The 18,311-nt window shown below is 61.6% G+C and carries 13 protein-coding genes; 2 read left to right on the forward strand and 11 right to left on the reverse strand.

What is annotated here, in order from left to right:
- Positions 1 to 13 precede the first annotated feature (13 nt).
- A complete protein-coding gene (locus KQ661_RS09065; protein ID WP_216680323.1) occupies positions 14 to 979 on the reverse strand; it encodes a stage II sporulation protein M in 966 nt (321 codons plus the stop codon).
- Positions 980 to 1,148: 169 nt separating this feature from the next.
- On the opposite strand from KQ661_RS09065, the gene KQ661_RS09070 reads away from it, so the two are divergent.
- Positions 1,149 to 1,868 carry an RDD family protein gene (locus KQ661_RS09070; protein ID WP_216686228.1) on the forward strand — a complete coding sequence of 240 codons (720 nt, stop codon included), beginning with the start codon at positions 1,149 to 1,151 and terminating at the stop codon, positions 1,866 to 1,868.
- Positions 1,869 to 2,017: 149 nt separating this feature from the next.
- On the opposite strand, the gene KQ661_RS09075 is transcribed toward KQ661_RS09070, so the two are convergent.
- The 6 genes from KQ661_RS09075 to KQ661_RS09095 form a co-directional block, all read right to left on the reverse strand.
- A complete protein-coding gene (locus KQ661_RS09075) occupies positions 2,018 to 5,572 on the reverse strand; it encodes a M36 family metallopeptidase (RefSeq protein ID WP_216686229.1) in 3,555 nt (1,184 codons plus the stop codon).
- 104 nt (positions 5,573 to 5,676) lie between these two features.
- Complete coding sequence (locus KQ661_RS22075) at positions 5,677 to 6,201, reverse strand: DUF4394 domain-containing protein (RefSeq protein ID WP_235726951.1); 525 nt, start codon at positions 6,199 to 6,201, stop codon at positions 5,677 to 5,679.
- Positions 6,202 to 6,230: 29 nt separating this feature from the next.
- Complete coding sequence (locus KQ661_RS22080) at positions 6,231 to 6,443, reverse strand: hypothetical protein (RefSeq protein WP_226915780.1); 213 nt, start codon at positions 6,441 to 6,443, stop codon at positions 6,231 to 6,233.
- 263 nt (positions 6,444 to 6,706) lie between these two features.
- A complete protein-coding gene (locus KQ661_RS09085; protein ID WP_216686230.1) occupies positions 6,707 to 8,218 on the reverse strand; it encodes a RagB/SusD family nutrient uptake outer membrane protein in 1,512 nt (503 codons plus the stop codon).
- Positions 8,219 to 8,230: 12 nt separating this feature from the next.
- Complete coding sequence (locus tag KQ661_RS09090) at positions 8,231 to 11,425, reverse strand: SusC/RagA family TonB-linked outer membrane protein (RefSeq protein ID WP_216686231.1); 3,195 nt, start codon at positions 11,423 to 11,425, stop codon at positions 8,231 to 8,233.
- A 496-nt stretch (positions 11,426 to 11,921) separates the two neighbouring features.
- Positions 11,922 to 12,635, reverse strand: a complete 714-nt coding sequence (locus KQ661_RS09095) for an SDR family oxidoreductase (RefSeq protein ID WP_216680328.1) — start codon at positions 12,633 to 12,635, stop codon at positions 11,922 to 11,924.
- Positions 12,636 to 12,766: 131 nt separating this feature from the next.
- Between KQ661_RS09095 and KQ661_RS09100 the strand changes: the two genes are divergently transcribed.
- Positions 12,767 to 13,291 carry a GNAT family N-acetyltransferase gene (locus KQ661_RS09100; protein ID WP_216686232.1) on the forward strand — a complete coding sequence of 175 codons (525 nt, stop codon included), beginning with the start codon at positions 12,767 to 12,769 and terminating at the stop codon, positions 13,289 to 13,291.
- Between the two features lie 244 nt (positions 13,292 to 13,535).
- On the opposite strand, the gene KQ661_RS09105 is transcribed toward KQ661_RS09100, so the two are convergent.
- From KQ661_RS09105 to KQ661_RS09120, 4 genes are all read right to left on the reverse strand, one after another.
- Entirely contained in the window at positions 13,536 to 14,258 is a 723-nt protein-coding gene (locus KQ661_RS09105; RefSeq protein ID WP_216686233.1) for an energy transducer TonB, read from the reverse strand.
- A 149-nt stretch (positions 14,259 to 14,407) separates the two neighbouring features.
- On the reverse strand, positions 14,408 to 15,946 hold the full coding sequence (locus KQ661_RS09110; protein ID WP_394369644.1) for a carbon-nitrogen hydrolase family protein: 1,539 nt from the start codon (positions 15,944 to 15,946) through the stop codon (positions 14,408 to 14,410).
- Between the two features lie 354 nt (positions 15,947 to 16,300).
- On the reverse strand, positions 16,301 to 17,464 hold the full coding sequence (locus tag KQ661_RS09115) for a T9SS type A sorting domain-containing protein (RefSeq protein ID WP_216686235.1): 1,164 nt from the start codon (positions 17,462 to 17,464) through the stop codon (positions 16,301 to 16,303).
- A gap of 170 nt (positions 17,465 to 17,634) precedes the next feature.
- Positions 17,635 to 18,291, reverse strand: a complete 657-nt coding sequence (locus tag KQ661_RS09120) for a 3-oxoacid CoA-transferase subunit B (protein WP_216680335.1) — start codon at positions 18,289 to 18,291, stop codon at positions 17,635 to 17,637.
- Positions 18,292 to 18,311: the final 20 nt, after the last annotated feature.

Below are 18,311 nucleotides of genomic sequence, written 5' to 3' on the forward strand. Positions count from 1 at the left end.
GGAAGGCAAAAAATCAGGATTTAGGTGCGGCCAGCGCCGCGCCCTGCTGCCGCAGCCGCCACGGGTACCACCCGAAATACCACAGAATGAATGCCGCTGAGCCGCCGATAATGGCCACGCTGGCCGCCACCGGCATCTCGGTGTGGCGCGTCACGAAGCTCTCCAGAAAGCCGGCCAGGATGAAAATGGGCACCAGCCCCAGCGCCAGCTTACCGCCCTCGCGGGCCGCGTGCCGGAACGACTCGGCCCGGCCGTGAGTGCCCGGAAACAGGATGCCCTTCGCCATCACAAACCCCGCGCCGCCGGCCAGCACAATGGCCGAAATCTCCAGCGTGCCGTGAATCCAGATGGTAAGCACCGAGGCCGCCAAGACGTGCTGCTTGTAGAAAAAATACTGGAACGAGCCCAGCATCAGGCCGTTGTAGAACAGCGCCGCGCCCGTGCCCAGCCCCGCCGTGATGCCCATTGCAAAGGCCGTGAGCGCCACCTTGATGTTGTTGAAGGTGATAAAGAGAAACATCGACGTTTCCTCGTCGCTCTTGTAAATGGCCATCGGGTCGCCCCGGCGGATGTTTTCCAGCGTTTGGTTCACGTAGCCATCGCCCAGAATGCTGCGCACAAAGGTGTCGTCGTACGCCGCCGAAAGCGCGCCCAGGGCCGTGCACAGCACAAAAAACAGCAGCGTCCAGGCCAGCACGCCCTGGTGGCGGCTCACCACCAAGGGCAGCTCGCGCACCCAGAAATGCCCGAAACGGCCCCGGCCCTCGGCTTTGTTCTTATAAATGGCTTGGTGCAGCTTGCCGGTGAGGCCGTTGAGGTAGGCCGTGGTGGGCGACTCCGGGTAGAAGGTTTGGGCGTAGGCCAGGTCGTCGGTCAGGGCTACGAAGCGGGCGGCCAGCTCGTCGGGATTGGCGGCGGACTGGGTTTCGTATTGCTGCCACCGGGCCTGGTTTTGCCGCAGAAAAAGGGCTTCGCGCATGGGGCGTGGGATAGGACCTTAAAGGTAGCACAAGCGGCTGTAGTCGCAGAATGTTAGAAAAAAAGATGGTGGGCTGAGAGTGTTGCCCAGCTAGTTATATGCCCGGCGCTGGCGTACTTTTCGCGGCCAAATCCTGGCCGCTACTTACCCCACTACTGCCTGCCCGCTCATGAGTACCATCCGCATTCAGACGACCCAGAACGTTTCCCTCGAATATGAGATTGCCAGCATTGGCGACCGCATCGTGGCGTCAATTATCGACTATGGCCTGTATTTCGTGTGGTTCATTGCCTGGAGCGTGCTCAATGGCCAGTACCACCTGAGCCCCGGCGGGCGCGCCGGCCAGGTGATACCCCTGCTGCCCACCACCTTCTACATGCTGGCCTGCGAGGTGTTCCTCAACGGCCAGACGCTGGGCAAAAAAGCCCTTAGCCTGCGCGTGGTGCGGATGGATGGCACCCGTGCCGGCCTCGGCGACTACCTGCTGCGCTGGCTGCTGCGGCCCATCGAAATTGTGGCCACTGCGGGCGTGGTGGCCCTGGTTACCATCCTGCTCAACGGCCGGGGCCAGCGCCTGGGCGACCTCGCGGCCGGTACCACCGTCATCAGCCTCAAAAAGCGGTCCGGCTACGCCACGCCGTTGGCGGCCGAGGTAACGGCCATTGCGGGCTACCAGCCGGTATTTGCCCAGGCCGCCGCCCTGTCCGACCACGATGTGGCGCTCATCCGCAAGCTGCTTCACCACGGCAGCAAGCAGGAAAACTATTTGCTGCTGAACGAGGTGGCCAACAAGGTGAAGTCCATCACCGGCATCCAGACCAGCCTGCAGGATGGCCCGTTTCTGAAAACCATTCTGCGCGACCACGCGCATCTGGCCGTGCACGGCTGAGGGCTGAGCGGACTGTTAAAATCAATCGTATGCAAATCTCACCTGCCGGTCTGACCGCCCCAGGCGGTCAGACCGGCAGGTGACTTACTTCCTACGAAAAAGGCCCGCTGAAACTCAGCGGGCCTTTTTAATAACTGGTTAATCAGCGGTTATTCCCGCTCTACGCGCAGCATGGTGCTGCTGCCGTCGGGCAGCTGCAGGCGCACCAGGTAGAGGCCGGCGCGCAGACTGGCGGCTTCGTTCCAGGTGAGGTTGCTGGTGCCGGCGGCCACGCGCTCCACGGTGCGGTGCAGCAGCTGGCGGCCGGCCACGTCATAGAGGGTGAGCTCCATTTGGGGCTGGGCCGAAGGCAGGTTCAGGCGCAGCTGCAGGCCCTGCGAGCCGAAGGGGTTGGGCTGGGCCGTGAACTCGCTGGCCTGCGCCAAACCGGCTTTCTGGGCCGTTACGGCGGCGGGCAGCAGGTAGGTGGTCACCGTTTGCGTGCTTTGCAGGGTGTTGGCACCGTTGCGCAGCTCCACAATCTGGTTGCCACCGCAGCCATTGATAACCTGGATGTCATCGATAAACCAGCCCTCAAACGTGCCAGGGCTGCCATCGTCGGTGCGGGTGCGGAAACGGACGAGCATGGGCATGCCGGCGAAGGAGCGCAGGTCGAGCGCCGAGCGGATGAAACCGGCGGTGCCCGTTACGCTCCGGCCCGAGAAGCACTTCTGGCCGGGGGCGGTGGTGCTGGCATCGAAAGTGCTGTTGTAGCCATTCTGCAGCCAGAGGGTGGCCGGGTTCTGCCAGGTGGTGCCGTTGTTGGTGGAAATTTCCACCGTGCCGCCATCGTAGCTGCCCTCAAAGTCGAAGTAGTGATAGATGGAGAGCACCGACAGGCCCGTGGGCGTGAACGGGGCCGACGTCAGCACGAAATCGGTGGGCGTGGCCGGGGCCGTGGCCCACCACGAGGTGGTGCCGCTGTTGGCGTGGGCCGTGCTGGTGGCCCAGGTAGCCGTGCCGGTGATGGGCGTAGCTGCAAAGCCGCCTGCCGTGTTGGCCTCGCGGTTGTCGTTCACGGGCGTAACCGGGGCGCAGGCCCCGGCCGTCGTGGCCTGGCTCTGGAAGCGCAGCGTGCGCGTCTGGCCCAGTGCGGTGAAGTTGAGATTGCTGAACGTCACTTTGTTGCCTATCAGCGTGCCGCCGGTGGTGCTGCTTACAAACTGCATGCCCGTGGGCAGCTCGGTGGTGAGGGTGTAGGGAGCGGTGGGCAGGCTGCAGTTGCAGGTCAGCTTGTACTCGTTGCTGAACGTGTTGCCGGAAACCAGCGGCGTTACCTTTTGCAGCGTGACGGGCGGCGGCATGTCGAAAGCCGCCGTTTGGTCGGTAGCACTGCCCGAAGAGCCCTGCACGGCACTGTAGCCCATGCCCCGGCGCGCAAAGGCGTTCCAGATGGTGCAGTGGTACTGGCCCTGATAGAGCAGGGAGTCGGCGGCCAGAATGGCATCGCGCGAATCGAGGAAGCCGGGCTGGCAGGGCTGCAGCTTCAGGCCTTGCATCACGAGCTGCATGGCAACATTGTTGCCACCGTTGGCAGCGCCGTTATACAGGTTGGGCTCGATGCGGCCGCGCTGCTGAATCACGTTCCAGGTCATGTCCCACAGCACCGCGCACCAGATTTCGCCAATGGCGTGCACCTCGGGGTTGGTGGCCACGTTGGCGTAGGTCAGTGGGTTTACCGTGAGGCTGGTAGAGTAGGGGTAGCGGCGGATGCCCCTGGCCGTAGCGGCCTGGCCGCTGGCGTAGGTGCCCACGGGGCGGGCGTTGGGGCCGTCGGCGAGGGCAGCGGTGGCCCAGTCGGTGGTCATCATCAGGGCCAGGTAGTCGCTCCAGCCTTCGCTGCCTTGCTCAGCGTTGTTGAGGCAGCTGCTGTTGGAGGGGCCGCCCGTGAGGCGGGTCGATACGCCGTGGCCATATTCGTGCACCACAATGCCGTTGTCGAGGTCGCCGTCCAGCATGGGGTTGGGAGCTGGAGCGCGGGGCAGGGTCACTTGCACGTTGTTGGCAATCTGGGCGGCCAGGGCCGCGCCGTCGGCTTGCGAAATCATCACCGAAGGAATGGTAACGGTGTTGTCGGTGCCGCCCATTACCGTGGGGGCGTTGGCCACGTTATTCACCACAATGGCGGCAATGGCACCGGCCAGCTGGGCGTTTTTCACCTTGGGAGCAAAGCTGCAGGTACCCCGGTAAATCAGCGCGATTTTGCCGGTGAGCGCGGTGCCGGTAGCGGCCACGCAGCCCAGGTTACCCGCATCGCCATACAGTGCCAGCTGCCCCGAGATGGGACCCAGCGTGGCCAGACCATTGGCGGTGCTGAAACCGCCCTCCACGGCCGTGTAGCTGCCGGCCAAGGTGCTGGGGGCCGTCACGGTCAGAGCGTAAGCCTGGGCAGGGGCAGTCCAGAGGTACATCTGCATGCGGCCGCTGCTGCCATCGGCCGGCGTGCTGAAGTTGGCGTTGTTGGTGCCGGCGCCGTCCTGGGCTTCGGCCTTCACGTAGTCGTTGCCGCTGCCGCCCCGGCCCAGGTTATCGGCCTGGAAGTTGCCGGCGGCCTCCGTGAAGCCGTACTGATAGGTGATGTCGTGAATGATGTTGTTCCAGTAGAACAGGTTCACCACGGCCGCGTTGCGGTTGATAGCACCGCCGGGCGTAGTCGTAAAGTCAGGCGTGTAGTTGAAGCTGAGGCTCGGAGCCGCCGTTTGCGAGTTGGCGTAGTTGCCGGGCGCGTTAACGTTGGCCGCATCGTCGTAAGCCGCCACGTTGTTGCCCCGCGTGAAGGCATAGTTGGTGGTGCCGTCGAAGTTCCAGCCGTGGGTGGTGGCATTGTTGGTGGCACCAGCCTTCAGCCACGGGTCGGTTTCGGTCTGAAGACCTGTAGCAGCGGGCCGCTCCCGGGGGAAGGGCACCACCAGGTACGATGATGCAGTGGTGGTGGGCGGCGGGGGCGGTGGCAAAAACTGCGCGGCGGCACTCATCGTGCCTTTGGCGGCCGTGGCGGCTGGCTGGGCGCGGTGGGCAGCGGCTTCGCTCACCGTCCAGTTGTCCTGGCTCACGAAGGTACCCGTGGCGGCATCTATCCGTACGTTCCACCAGTCGGGCGAGCCCAGCAGGTCGATGTTCACGTTCCAGGTTAGGTGGGGCTTGGCGGCCTCATCAAACGCCCAGGTCAGGCTGGCCACGATGTCGTGCCGGGCCACGCCGCTGGCGGCGAACGTCTGGCGGGCTTCGGGTCCGTTCGCTTCCGTGAGGCGCATCGGGGTAGCGGCAAAGGGCTGGTCCAGGTGCTGCAGGGCGCGGCTCACGGCCACAGTAGCCGTGATGGCCGGCGTGGCGGGCACGGCGGCCAGCTGCTTAGCCGGCACAAACGCCCCGGCGTGGGAGGCCAGTCGCCCGCCCATAAAGGCCAGCGACTGCACCTTATTAAATACCGGAATGCCCTGGTACAATTGCTGCACATACATGTGCTCCAGGCCGTTGGCGTCGGCGTAGGCACTGCTCAGGCGCAGGTCGGCAGGCGCGAAGCCGGGGCCGGCCCACTGGCTGCGCACGGCCAGCACTTTTTCCATGGCCTGCTGGGAGGGTATGGACTGCGCGTGTAGCGCAGACAGCGGTAGCAGGCCGAGCAGGGCCAGGCTCAGCTTTTGAAAAGTAAAAGGTTTACTCACGGGCAAAAAATGGAGTGATGAAATGGTTTGGACTCTGAAAACTAAATGTACAACATTCAACGGAGTTACCCAATAATGGCAAGCATACCAATGTATTAAATACGCTAAAGGCTCTGCTTTTGAAGTGAGCAGGCCGTGTTGGTACCGGCCACCGACGAGTAAATATCCATGTCCAGGCTCGAAGCCGTGGCGTTGGCCGTAATGCCCGAAGCGCCCACCGCATTTAGAGTGCCGTTGTTGGGCGGGTTCTGAGTGGTGAGGATGTTCAGGCTCAGGTCGTAGTTGTAGAGGGTGGTGGCGGTGGCCAGGGGGCCGGCCATGCTGTTGGTATAGGCCACGGCCCCAATGTTGGGCGTAGCAGCGGCGTTGGCATCGGTAGTGGCGTAGGCTAGGTTGCCGTCGGTGGCGGCCAGCGCGCCGTTGGTGGGGTTTAGGCGGAAGTTGCTTTTGTTGTTGTCCGTGAGGCGGATGCGGTCTAAGGTCGGGTTAAAATCGAAGCCGATGCGGGTCGTGTTGGTGCCCAGGTTCAGGGTGAGGGCCGTGCCTACGGTAGTAAGCGCGCCAGTAGTGGCGTTCAGAATATAGAGCTGCACCTGCGTGGTAGCCGCAACGTAGCCCAGGGCAAACAACTGGCCGGTGTTGGGGCGGCTGTCGGGCCCTACCAGCGTTTGGCCGGTCCCCCAGGCCGGTGATGGCCGTCGTGGCCGTGAGCGTGCCCGGAGTCGTGGCCTGAAACGTGACCAGGCAGGCTGGTGGCAGTGGCAGAAGTCTGGAGGCCGTAAACCGTTTGGGTGTGGCCCGGCGCGGCATTCAGCAGAAACAGTCCGGCCGTTGCAGCGGCCAGCTTTAGCGAAGTGGAAAGGTGTTGCATGACAATCAGGTATTTTGTGAAGATATGGTGAAGAGTATTTAGCTGCGAGGGAGGCGCCAAAGCATATTTACTTTAATCTGGTTTTAATTCAAATAATCGGTGAGGCACAAAAGTGGCTACTGCCCTGTTGGCCAGGCCAGTAGCCGTCCGCAAACCAAAGCACCCCTTACGGCCCGCCTGGCGGACAATAAGGGGTGCGAAAAAAAACCGCTGCGGCTGGATAAGTCCAGCTTCGTGCAGGTGGCTAACCTATTGATTAATGGTTAGTTGCGGGTCATGAGCGTATTCACCGCCAATTCGGTGGAAGGGATGGGCCACACGTAGTTGGTGCTGGTATTGGGAATGGCCGGTACCGAACCTTTGCCCGGAATGGTGGCATTCAGGCGCATGATGTCGAAGTTGCGCAGGCCTTCGCCCAGAAACTCGATGCGCCGCTCCAGCAACAAGGCATCAATCATCGCGTTGGCCGAGGCGAAGCTGGCTGCCGTGTACACACCGCTCGGGTTCGAGCGCCCACGCACGGCGTTGAGCAGGGCCAAGGCTTGCGGGTCAACCGTGTTGGTGCTGCGTACGCGGGCTTCGGCCAGGTTCAGCAGCACTTCGGCATAGCGGATAACGGGAGCTTTGTCGGTGTAGGGCGTGCCGGTAGGGTATTTTTTCAGAAACGACTCCGTGCCCGAAGTCGTCACCAGGGCCGTGCGCCGGGCATCGGTGGCCGTAAAGCCCGGGTCGGTGAGGATACCGCCGGCAGAAGAGTTCAGGCTGTATTCGCCGTTGCCACCCTGCGAGGCGGGCAGGTAATAATACGCCAGCTGGTTTTGGGTGCCGGGCGCATCCTGCGCGGTGAAGGGAAAAGCCAGAATGGTTTCGGTCGTTTCCTGCGGTGGTGCAAATACGGCGGCAATCGACGGATTAAGCGCGTTGGCCACGCCGGTCGGAGCCACAAACGGGGCCACGGCAGGCACCAGCTTATTGGCCTCCGTGATAACATCGGCGTAGCGGCCCATGCTCAGGTACACCCGGGTTTTCAGGGCGATGGCCGTGTTGCGCTGGGCCCGCGTCGTATTCAGTGTGGCCGCCGTCGAGCCCGTGTAGGACAGGGGCAGGTTGAGCTCGGCAAAGTTGAGGTCCTGCAGAATCTGGTCGTACACCTGCGCCACGGTGCTGCGAACCAGGTTATTGTTAGCGTCGTTGGTTTCGCCTTTCAGCCGCAGGGGCAGGCCGGGTTTGCTGCCATTGCCGTCGACGAAAGGGCGGGCGTACAGCTGGAGCAGCGAGTAGTAGCTCAGCGCTCGCAGTAGGCGGGCCTCGCCGCGGTAGTTATTGGCCGTGGTGGTGGTGTAGTTGGCCGGAAAAGCCGGAGCCACCATGCTCGCCGCGTTAGCATCGAGGCCATCCAGAAAAACGTTGATTTGGTTGATGGCCGCGTAGCCAAAGCCCCAGGTATTGATAACGTCGTTCTGCGAAGCTTCCGTGAGGGTGTGGTTCCACACGCCCACGCCCGTAACCCCGTTGGACGTGCGGTTGATGAAGTCGTTGGCCCGGATATCGCTGAAAATCTGAAAGCGGCCACCGAGAAAACCGCCGGTTTTGATGTAGCTATACAGGTTGTTGGCCTGCGCGGTGATGCGCGAGGGAGTGGTGAAGACCGCCTGGTCAGACACCGTTGTTTCGGGAATGGGATTGAGGCGATGGTCCTGGCAGGAAACCGAACCGAGGGCCAGCAGGGCCGCGCAGGCAGCCAGGGCGAGGGGATGATGTAAATATCGTTTCATCAGAAGAATCAATTAAAAGCCAATGTTGAAGCCCACGGTGTAGGTGCGGGCCTGTCCCACGGAGTTGCGGTCGACGCCAGCTCCGGTGTTGCTACCACCATTGGTCGAGATTTCCGGGTCGATGCCCGAGTATTTGGTGAGCAGGAAGGCATTCTGCACCTGCACGTAGAGGCGGGCGTTGGCCACGTTGATGCGGGTAAGGAAGGCGGGGGTGAAGGTATAGCCCAGCGATACCTGCCGCAGGCGGGCAAAGTCGCCTTTTTCTACGTTCGACGACATCACCAGTGCCGAGCCGTTCGACACGTTGTCGCCGTAAACCACGCGCGGCCACTCGGCGTTGGTGTTCTCCGTCGTCCAGTGGTTTTTGATGTCGGTCTGGTTGTTCCAGAAGCGCTGGTCATGCAGGCCGGCCTTGGTGCCGTTGTAGATGTAGTTGCCGCCCGAAAACTGCACAAATACGCCCAAATCGAGGAAGCGGTAGCGGAACGTGTTGTCGAGGCCGCCATACCAGGTGGGCAATACCGGGCCGTAATAAACGCCATCCACCAGCTGGCTGGGGGCCGTGGTGGGCTTGCCGTCGAGGGTAGTCCAGCCCGAGCCCAGGTGCTCGTACTGCACCACGGTGCCGTCGGCCTTTTGCAGCATGCGGCGGCCGTTGGCCGGGTTCACGCCCAGCGAAGGCACAGCCAGGATTTCGCCCACCGACTGGCCCACTTTGGTGTAGTTCGCGGTTTCGAGGTTCGAAGTAGCCGTGCCAATGCGTTGGCCTTCAAAAGCCAGGGCCTGCACGCGGTTTTTGAGCGTGGTCAGGTTGCCATTAACGGACCAGGTGAATTTGCCACCCTGGAGCACATTGTAGCGCAGGTTGAGCTCAACGCCTGTGTTCTCCATCGAGCCCACGTTTAGCAGGTAGGAGTTGCCCAGGTTGCCCTGGCCCGCGCTGTTCGGAATGCCTTTGGAAGGTGCCTGGGGCACGTCCAGAATCAGGCCGTCCACCAGGTTGCGGTAGTAGGAGAAATCGCCCGTCAGGCGGTCCTGCAAAAAGCCGAACGACACGCCCAGGTCCGTTTTCTTGCTGGTTTCCCAGGTCAGGTTCGGATTGCCGGCGTTGCCGAAGAACAGCGTTGCGTTCGAGGCGTACAGGCCCGAGCCGTAGGTTTGCTGCGTCACGAAATCGCCGATGCCCTGGTTGTTGCCCACGCTGCCGTAGCTGCCCGTAAACTTCAGGAACGAAAAGGTCTGCGAGAAAGAGGAGTTTTTCCAGAAGTCTTCCTCCGATACCACGTAGCCGAGCGATGCCCCGTAGAAGTTGCCGAATTTCTTGGCGAAGGCCGAGTAGCCGTCGCGGCGCACGTTCAGCGTGGCCAGGTACTTGCGGTTGAAGCTGTAGTTGAGGCGGCCGAAGAACGACACCAGGTAGTTGACGCCCTGGAAGCGGCCCGATTCGGCAATGTTGGTGAAGTTGCCCTGGAAGGTGGTGAAGTACGGGTCGGCTACCGAGGTGCGGGTGGCGCCCCAGCGCTGGATGTCGGTGGCTTGCTGCTCGTTGCCCACCAGCAGCGACAGGTTATGCTTCTCGCCAAAGGTGTGGTCGTATTGCAGCGTGTTCTGCCAGTTCCAGCGGTTGTTGGTGCGGTAGTAGTTGCTGGCCGAGCCGCCCGTCGACTGGCCATCGCCGGCCAGGGCCGTGTAAAACGATTTGTCTTCGAAGGAAATGCGATTCAGGCCGTAGGTGGTGCGCAGGTTCAGGCCCTTCGCCACTTCCAGGTTGGCATACACGCTGCCCTGCACTTCATTGCCGTCGGAGTTGAAGTAGTTATAGGCCAAATCCACCAGCGGGTTGTAGTAGCCCGGCAGTAGGGGCGCGCCGGTCGTCGAGCTGGGGTTGGTGTTGGGTCCCGGGCCCACGCCGGCCCCGCTCACGTTGAAGGTGCCGTCGGGGTTGTAGGGTGAAACGTTGGGCGGCAGCACCAGCGGCAGCCGGCCCAGCCCGCCCGTGCCAAAGGCCCCGTCGGCCACCGAGCCCGAGTTGGGCGAAGCGTTGTGGGTGTTCGAGTAAGCCACGCGCATGCCTACCGTGACCTGGCTAAAGAGCTTGTGGTCAACGTTCACGCGGGCCGAAATGCGCTGGAACTCGTTGCGCTCCAGCATGCCCTTCTGGTTGGTATAGCCCAACGACGAGTAGAAGGTGGTTTTGTCGGTACCGCCCGAAAAGTTCAGGTTGTGCGACTGCGAGAAGCCCGTGCGGTAGATGTAGTCATACCAGCGGGTATCGGCCGTGACGCCGTTGGCATCAGTGGCCTTAAAGCCTTCCACGTTGTTGGGCGTGCCGCCCACCGACGTGCGGTTGGCATTCAGGTTGCGCACGGCCTCATTCTTGATGCTGATGTAGTCGGGGGCGTTGAGGACGTCGTAGAGGCGTACCGGTTTCGACCAGCCCACCCAGGTATCATAGGTGAGATGGCTCTGGCCTTTTTTGCCCTTCTTGGTCGTTACCAGAATAACCCCACCGGCGGCCCGCGAGCCGTAGATGGCCGTAGACGAGGCATCCTTCAGCACTTCCATGCTTTCAATGTCGGCCGGGTTCAGGTTGCTGAGCGGGTTGTTGGGCACGCTGCCCACGGCCGAGGTATTGCCGCTGTAGGCCGGAATGCCGTCAATGACCACCAGCGGGGCCGAGCTCAGGTTAATGGAGTTCGTGCCCCGGATACGAATGACGGGCGGGTTGTTCAACACCCCGTTGGGCGTAGTGATGTTCACGCCCGAAGCGCGGCCCTGCAAGGCCTGGTCGAAGCTCTGCACCGGTGAGGTCGCAATCTCCTTGCCGCTGATGGAGGCCACGTTGCCCGTCAGGTCGCGCCGGCTCTGGGTGCCGTAGCCCACCACCACCACCTCTTCGAGGCTCTTGGTGTCGGTTGCCAAGGCGATGTTGAAGGACGTTTTGTTGCCGATGGCTACTTCCTGCGTGGCATAGCCCACATAGGAAAACACCATGGTGCTAGCCGTGGCGGGGGCTGCCAGGGAAAATTTGCCGTCCGCATCGGTAGAGGTACCTATTTTGGTGCCTTTCACGAGCACCGTCACGCCCGGGATGGAAGCCCCATCCGAGCCCGCTACCGTGCCGGCAATGGTTCGGTCTTGGGCCCTGAGGTCGTGCGCCGCGAAGCCCAGAACCATGAACAGGAATAAGAGTAAGCGTTTTCTCATGTGAGTGATTAAGTGAAAAGTTGAGCAAGTGAATTGTCGAATGTAATTGCGAATTGTTGATTAATGCACGCTGGTCGCTAAATGAAAATAAGAATTGCGTGTTTCAGGCCAATAAACAGGCAGATATTTAAAGGAATTACCATTCAAAATATTTTGTGAGTGCTTTTATATATACTATTGAGATATGCTGATGCCCAGGTAATCAGCCAACTGCCCTGCCCGGAAAATTAAAAGGACCCGTTCCATTGATTTTCAACGGAACGGGTCCTTTTAATTGGTGCCTTGCGGCTTCCGCCTGGCGTCTCTGTCCTTGCCCACAGCTATTTGAAGGCTGTTTAATGGCGAGCCGTTGCCTCGGTCTGACCGGCCTAAGCGGTCCGACCGGTTGAAGCAAGCACAGTTTCGCCCGTACGACAACCCGTCGGACTGCCCAGGGCGGTCCAACCAGTGCAACGGCCCCGGGTGTGGGTAAGAACAAGGCCGGCGCGCCCGGCTGCTACCACGGCACGGGCTGGCCCTGCCAGGTCACGAAGCTGCCGTTTTCCTCAGTGTGCAGCTGCTCGGCCATGCGGATAATGCCGCGGGCCGAATCGGCCGGCTCCTGGGTGGCATGGTCGCCGCCCATCTCAGTGCGCATCCAGCCGGGGTCTACCAGTACCGAAATCAGGCCCATATGGCCGATTTCGGCCGCCAGGCTGCGCATGTACATGTTCAGGGCGGCCTTGCTGGCGCTGTAGTGGTAGGGGTCGCCGGTGGCTTTCCAGGTCAGCGAGCCCTGGCCCGAGGAGATGCTGAGAATGCGGCCTTTATGGCCGACGCGCAGCAGCGGCAGCAGTGCCTGCGACACCAGCAGCGGCCCAATGGCATTCACCTGCATGGTTTCCATGGCATCGTCGTGGGTGAGCTGGCCCAGGCGCTGGTGCGCATCGCCGGAGCCCGCGTGCGGGTATACGCCGGCGTTGTTAATCAGCACATCGAGGGCGTCGGTTACGGCCTGCACGCCTTGCACGGCCGCCGCGATGGAGGCCGCGTCGGTCACGTCGAGGGACAGCAGCACGAGGCGGTCGGCGTATTGCTGCCTCAGGGTTTGCAGCTCGGCGGCTTGGGCGGGCTGCCGGCTGGCAGCGAATACGTGGTCGCCGCGCTCCAGGTACTGGCGGGTAAGTTCGAGGCCCAGGCCCCGGTTGGCTCCGGTGATGAAAGCGCGCATACGTGTTTGGTGTGATGAAAAAATAACGGGAAGTATCGGGGCCGAAGTTTACACACAAAAGCCCGGCTCGCCGCGCGGGCAAGCCGTTTGTGCAAGCCAATTAGCAGCCGGATGGTTTTCTTGCCCCCCGTATGATTCCTCTCATCACTTCCCTCAGCACCGCCGAAGCCCGGGCGCTGCTGCCCCAGCTCCATGCCCTGCTGCACGATGCTGTCGACTCCGGTGCGGCCGTCGGTTTCCTGCCTCCACTAGCCGCTGCCGAAGCCCGGGACTACTGGCACAGCGTATTCGGCGCGATGGAAGCCGGCCATCGCCTGCTCCTCATTGCCCGCCAGCCTAGTACCGGTGCGCTACTGGCCACCGTGCAGCTCGACCTGGCCACCCGCCCCAACTCCCTGCTCCGCGCCGAAGTATCGAAGCTGCTGGTGCACCGGCAGGCGCGCCGCCAGGGTCTGGCCCGGCAGTTGCTCCTTGCGCTGGAAGGCCACGCCCGCGCCCTGGGCCGCACCACGCTGGTGCTCGATACCCGCCAGGGCGACATTGCCGAGCAGCTGTATCAAAGCCTGGGCTATGTTTTTGTGGGCGCTATTCCGGCGTATTTCATCAACTTCGACGGGAGGCCGCACGCCACGGCGGTTTATTATAAGCTGATGTAAAGCAGGGCTATTGTCAAAGTGTCGTTGGGGATGTAGCGCGGACTTTGTAGTCCGCGTCCCCGCGCCGTTCGCATCAATCTTAAGTGCTGGCGCAGAAGTAAGCGTATGCTCCGGTCCGACCGCCTAGGGCGGTCGGACCGGAGCAACGACTTTGGGCTGACTTTCCAAACAGCTTCATTGTCAGATTTCAGCCTTGCTACTGCGTAAAACCCTGCCACGCGGCGGTAATGAAGGGCCAGCTCGCTCAGCGGGTGCCTCGCTCGATGCCGAGCGCCGTGACGATAATTTCATGGGCATACCTGGCCCGTACGGGTGCCACGGAAGGGCTAGCTCCATCGGCCGATTGCTGAGCCAGCCGCTTTAGCTCGCGTTGCTGGCGTTCGTGTTCAGCTTCGTTTATCATCTGAAATTTTACCGATAAGTAGAAGCGGCTGGGGGTTGGCCGGCCGGTATAAACGGCTGGTATCCAATTGTCAGGCAGGGTTTTTATAGCTCGCCACACTTCTTGGTCACAGTCGGGGCTCAGGCTGCTTTCCACGGTAAAGTCCCGGGTGTGGCCGGTTACGTCCACCGTGTACCCCATCACCACCGTGCCTTGCAGCTGCTGGCGCAGGGCACTTATCGGGTAGCGCAGGCTGCGAAGCAGGTCATCCAGCCGCTGGTCGGTACTGCCCAGCAGACGCGGCGCACGGGCCATCCGCCGCGGCGTCCATTCCTCGCCGATGCGCACCAGGTAGCGGGTGGTATCGGGCAGCAGGAAATTGATGCGGCTCGAATCGTAATCAAACGTTAGCTCCAGCGCTTTTTTGTTGTTGTAGAAGTTCCATTTGCCGGTGCGCTTGCCTTCGGCCGTCGTGGTGCCTTGCTCCAGCTTTGGCCGGGAGGTAGCCGCGTTTTCCTGCTTTTTTTGAGCATGAATTGGCCCCGCGCTCAGAACAACCAAGCCAACCAGTAGAATAGCTTTCATAAAGAAGGCAGTGTGAATAAGGAAAGGAAGAAAATCAGGAGGCCAAAAATAATTCGGGTTTTGTCAACGAGCCGTACTGTTGGGAAATAAAAAGGGGCCCCACACGTGCAAGTGCGGGGCCCCTTTTAAAAGATGGAGAGACAGCGGGCTTACCCCGCCGCAATGGCCTTGCGGCGCGAGCTGGTTTTGGGCAGCCGCTCCTCGCCCTGGGCCAGTAGCTCGTCGTCGCGCTCGGTTTTCTTTACCCAGCTCACCGAGTACAGGTCCTTGCGGCGGTCGCGCAGGTTGCGCACGGATCCGCTGCTGTTCAGGTCTTTGAGCAAGTCAAGGTCGAGGTCGGCGATGAGGGTCATTTCCGTGTTCGGGGTGGCTTCTGCCACGATGGCATCGTGCGGGAAGGCGAAGTCCGAAGGGCTGAATACCGCGCTTTGCGAGTACTGAATGTCCATGTTCTCGACGCGGGGCAGGTTGCCCACCGAGCCGGTAATGGCCACGTAGCACTCGTTTTCGATGGCGCGGGCCTGGGCGCAGAGGCGCACGCGCTGGTAGGCATTCTTGGTATCGGTCCAGAAGGGCACGAACAGGATTTTCATGCCCTCGTCGCTCAGCATGCGCGAAAGCTCGGGGAATTCCACGTCGTAGCACACCAGAATACCGATTTTGCCAAAATCCGTGTCGAAGCATTTCAGCTTATCGCCGCCGCGCATACCCCAGTAGCTGGCCTCATCGGGTGTGACGTGCAGCTTGTACTGCTCGTCCACGGTGCCGTCGCGGCGGCAGAGGAAGGCCACGTTGTGCAGCTTCTCATCGCGGTACACGGGCATCGAGCCGGCCACGATATTGATGTTGTAGCTCACGGCCAGCTCCATCATCTTAACCGTGATGGGCTCCGTAAACGCCGCCATGGCCCGGATGGCCACCGCCGGCGAATCCTCGTTGGTGAGAGCCATGAGCGGGGCATTGAAGAATTCCGGAAACATCACGCAGTCAGCCTTATAGCCGCTCACGGTATCCACGAAAAACTCGATTTGCTGGAGCAAATCCTCCAGGCTGCTGGTGGCGCGCATCTGCCACTGCACAATGCCGATGCGGACGTTGGTTTTCTCGTTGCCGATGAGCTTTTCCGTTTCCTCGTAGTACACATTAATCCACTCCAGCAGCGTGGCGTGGGCTTTCGATTCGGAGTCGTAGGGCAGATAGCCGCGGATGATTTTCCGTACATAGAAATCGTTCGAGAGCTGGAACGTGAGAATGGGGTCGGTCAGCTCCTTGTTGCGCACCTTTTCCACGTACTTGGCAGGTGTCATTTCGTTGGCGTAGGCGGCGTAACCGGGAATGCGGCCGCCTGCCACCATGGCGCGCAGGTTCAGGTTTTCGCACAGCTCCTTGCGGGCGTCGTAGAGGCGGCGGCCCAGGCGTAGCGAGCGGTAGGCAGGGTCCACAAATACATCGACGCCGTAAAGCGTATCGCCAGCATCGTCGTGGGTATCGAACTTACCGTTGCCGGTAATTTTGGCGTAAGTGTGCTTGTCGCCGTACTTGCTGTAATCCACGATGATGGCCAGCGCGGCAGCTACCAGCTGGCCGTTGTCCTCAATGCCAATCTGGCCCTCCGGAAACTTGCGAATCAGGGCGCTGAACTCGTCGGCCGACCACGCGCCTTCCATGTTGGAATACACCTGGTCCATAATTTCCTTGATGGCCTTGAAATCGGAGCGGCGCAGCGTGCGCAGCACCAGCTTGTGGGCCGGCACGGCGGTAGGCGTGAGGCGCTCGGCAGTGAGGGCCAGGCTTGCCTTGCCTACCTTTTTGGCGTGGGAGCCGCCGGGGGCGGCGTGGCCATTGGAAGCGGCCGGTTTGCCGTTAGAAGAAGTTGCCATAATATCGAAAAAGCGCTGTGTAAAAAGCCGGGCCGCCAATGGGCCCGGTGGCCGGGCGGGGCCCGGCGCAACAAATTTACCCGTAAAAAAACCCGCTGGCGGCGTTCGCCAACGGGTACTTCAACGGAAAAACTGCCAAAACGGTGCAATGTTCGCCCAATACTACTCGCGCACCAGTCGGCGGGTAGCCGTGCCACGCGCCGTTTGCACCGTTAGCAGCAGCACGCCTCGGAAGGTGCCAAAAGCTTCGTAATCAATGCGAAGGGTACCCGAATTGCTGCTAAAGTCGCGCTGAAACAGCTGTCGGCCCACCACGTCGGTGGCCGAAACCGTGAGCGGCCCGCTGCCGGCGGGCACCGTCAGGGTAAGGGACGTGCCGCTGGCCGAGGGATTGGGGGAGGCGGTGAGCATGGCGTTGGTGGCCGCGTCGCGGTTGGCTGTGCGGATAATGCGGCGGTAGCTGTCGCGGTACTCCACGCCGGTCACGGTTTCGGTGCCGCCTATGGTGCGGGTGGTAATGGTGAGCAGTGGTACGTGCTGGCTCTTGGCCAGCCACTTATACTCGCGGGTCAGGGGCACATCGAAACCCTGGCCGGGCGTGCCGCCAATGGCTACACTGTCGTGGTCGATGAGTTTGGTGACCACGCGCACCGTCTGGAACTGGCCAAAAGGCGTGGTAAGCGTGCCCCAGGCATCGGGCTTGTTCACGCGCTTGCGCTTCTGGCTCAGGTAGCCGACCGTAGCAATGGCCGTTGGCGTCGAAAAGTAGGAGTTGCTGGAATCGGGCAGGCTGGCAAAGCTCAGGGGGAAGCGGTAAATCACGTCCTGCTGGGCCGCACTGGCATACGTAACCGGAATGGCCGTGCCATTCAGCGAAGCCCCGAAGCCCACCGAGCGGAAGTCCTGCTGCGCCGCCGCCGCCGCCGAAGTAGCGTAGAACTGGTAAGAATCGGTGAGGGGAATGGGCAGGGCCACGGGCAGCGGCAGCGCCTGCGGCGAAGCCACGGTGGCCCGGTTGGCCCCGCCAAACGGCCCGAATATGAAGGAATACGTGAGCGAGGTAGCCGTCACGCTGCTCACCGATACGAACGATTCGACCCGTTGCGAGGTGGGGGTGAGGGTGCTGTAGTTCCAGGTTTGGTTGGCCCCGCGCCGGCTCAGGGGCGGCACCGTGTTGGGCAGCACCAGGCTGGCCACGCTCAGCCGCAGGCTATCCACAGTAGTCGTGGTGGCCGGCATATCGGACCGGTCAATTATGGGCGAAACCTGGGCCAGAGCCAGCGTGGGAACAGCAGTAAGTAGCAGTAAGGGTAGGAGTTGGCGCATATTGTCGGGGCAAATGGGTGGTCACGAAGATACGGCCGGTAATAGGCCTGAGCCCAAGTGCTATAAGCTTTCGCTTGTGACGAGCGCCGCGAGTAGTATCGTCAGGCGGCGCGGTTGCCATAACTCGCCGCGCTCATCACAAGCTGAAGATTATGATACAGGTAGTTATGCTACAGCGTCATCTCGGGTACTTCGCCTTCGGGCACTACCAGCTTACCGGCGGTGGCAGCAATAATCTGCGCTACGCTCACGCCGGGGGCGCGCTCGCGCAGCACGAAGCCGTCGGGCGTCACGTCGATTACGGCCAGCTCGGTCACTATTTTCTTCACGCAGCGCAGGCCCGTAATGGGCAAGGTGCAGTCAGATAGCAGCTTGCTGGAGCCGTCGCGGGCCACGTGCTGCATGGCTACAATAATGTTCTTGGCCGATGCCACGAGGTCCATCGCGCCGCCCATGCCCTTCACCATCTTGCCGGGAATTTTCCAGTTGGCAATGTCGCCGCGCTCGGATACCTCCATTGCGCCGAGAATGGTGAGGTCGACGTGCTCGCCGCGAATCATGCCGAACGAATCGGCTGAGGAGAAGATGCTGGAGCCGGGTAGGGTGGTCACGGTCTGCTTGCCGGCGTTGATGAGGTCGGGGTCGACCTGGTCTTCGGTGGGGAAGGGGCCCATGCCGAGTAGGCCGTTTTCGGACTGCAGCTCCACGTTGATGCCGGCCGGGATGTAGTTGGCCACCAGCGTGGGAATGCCGATGCCGAGGTTGACGTAGGAGCCGTCTTTCACTTCCTGGGCGATGCGCCGGGCGATGCCGTGTTTGTCTAGCATGAGTCAGTTAAAAATTAAAA

This window comes from Hymenobacter siberiensis (assembly GCF_018967845.1).
Lineage (GTDB): Bacteria > Bacteroidota > Bacteroidia > Cytophagales > Hymenobacteraceae > Hymenobacter > Hymenobacter siberiensis.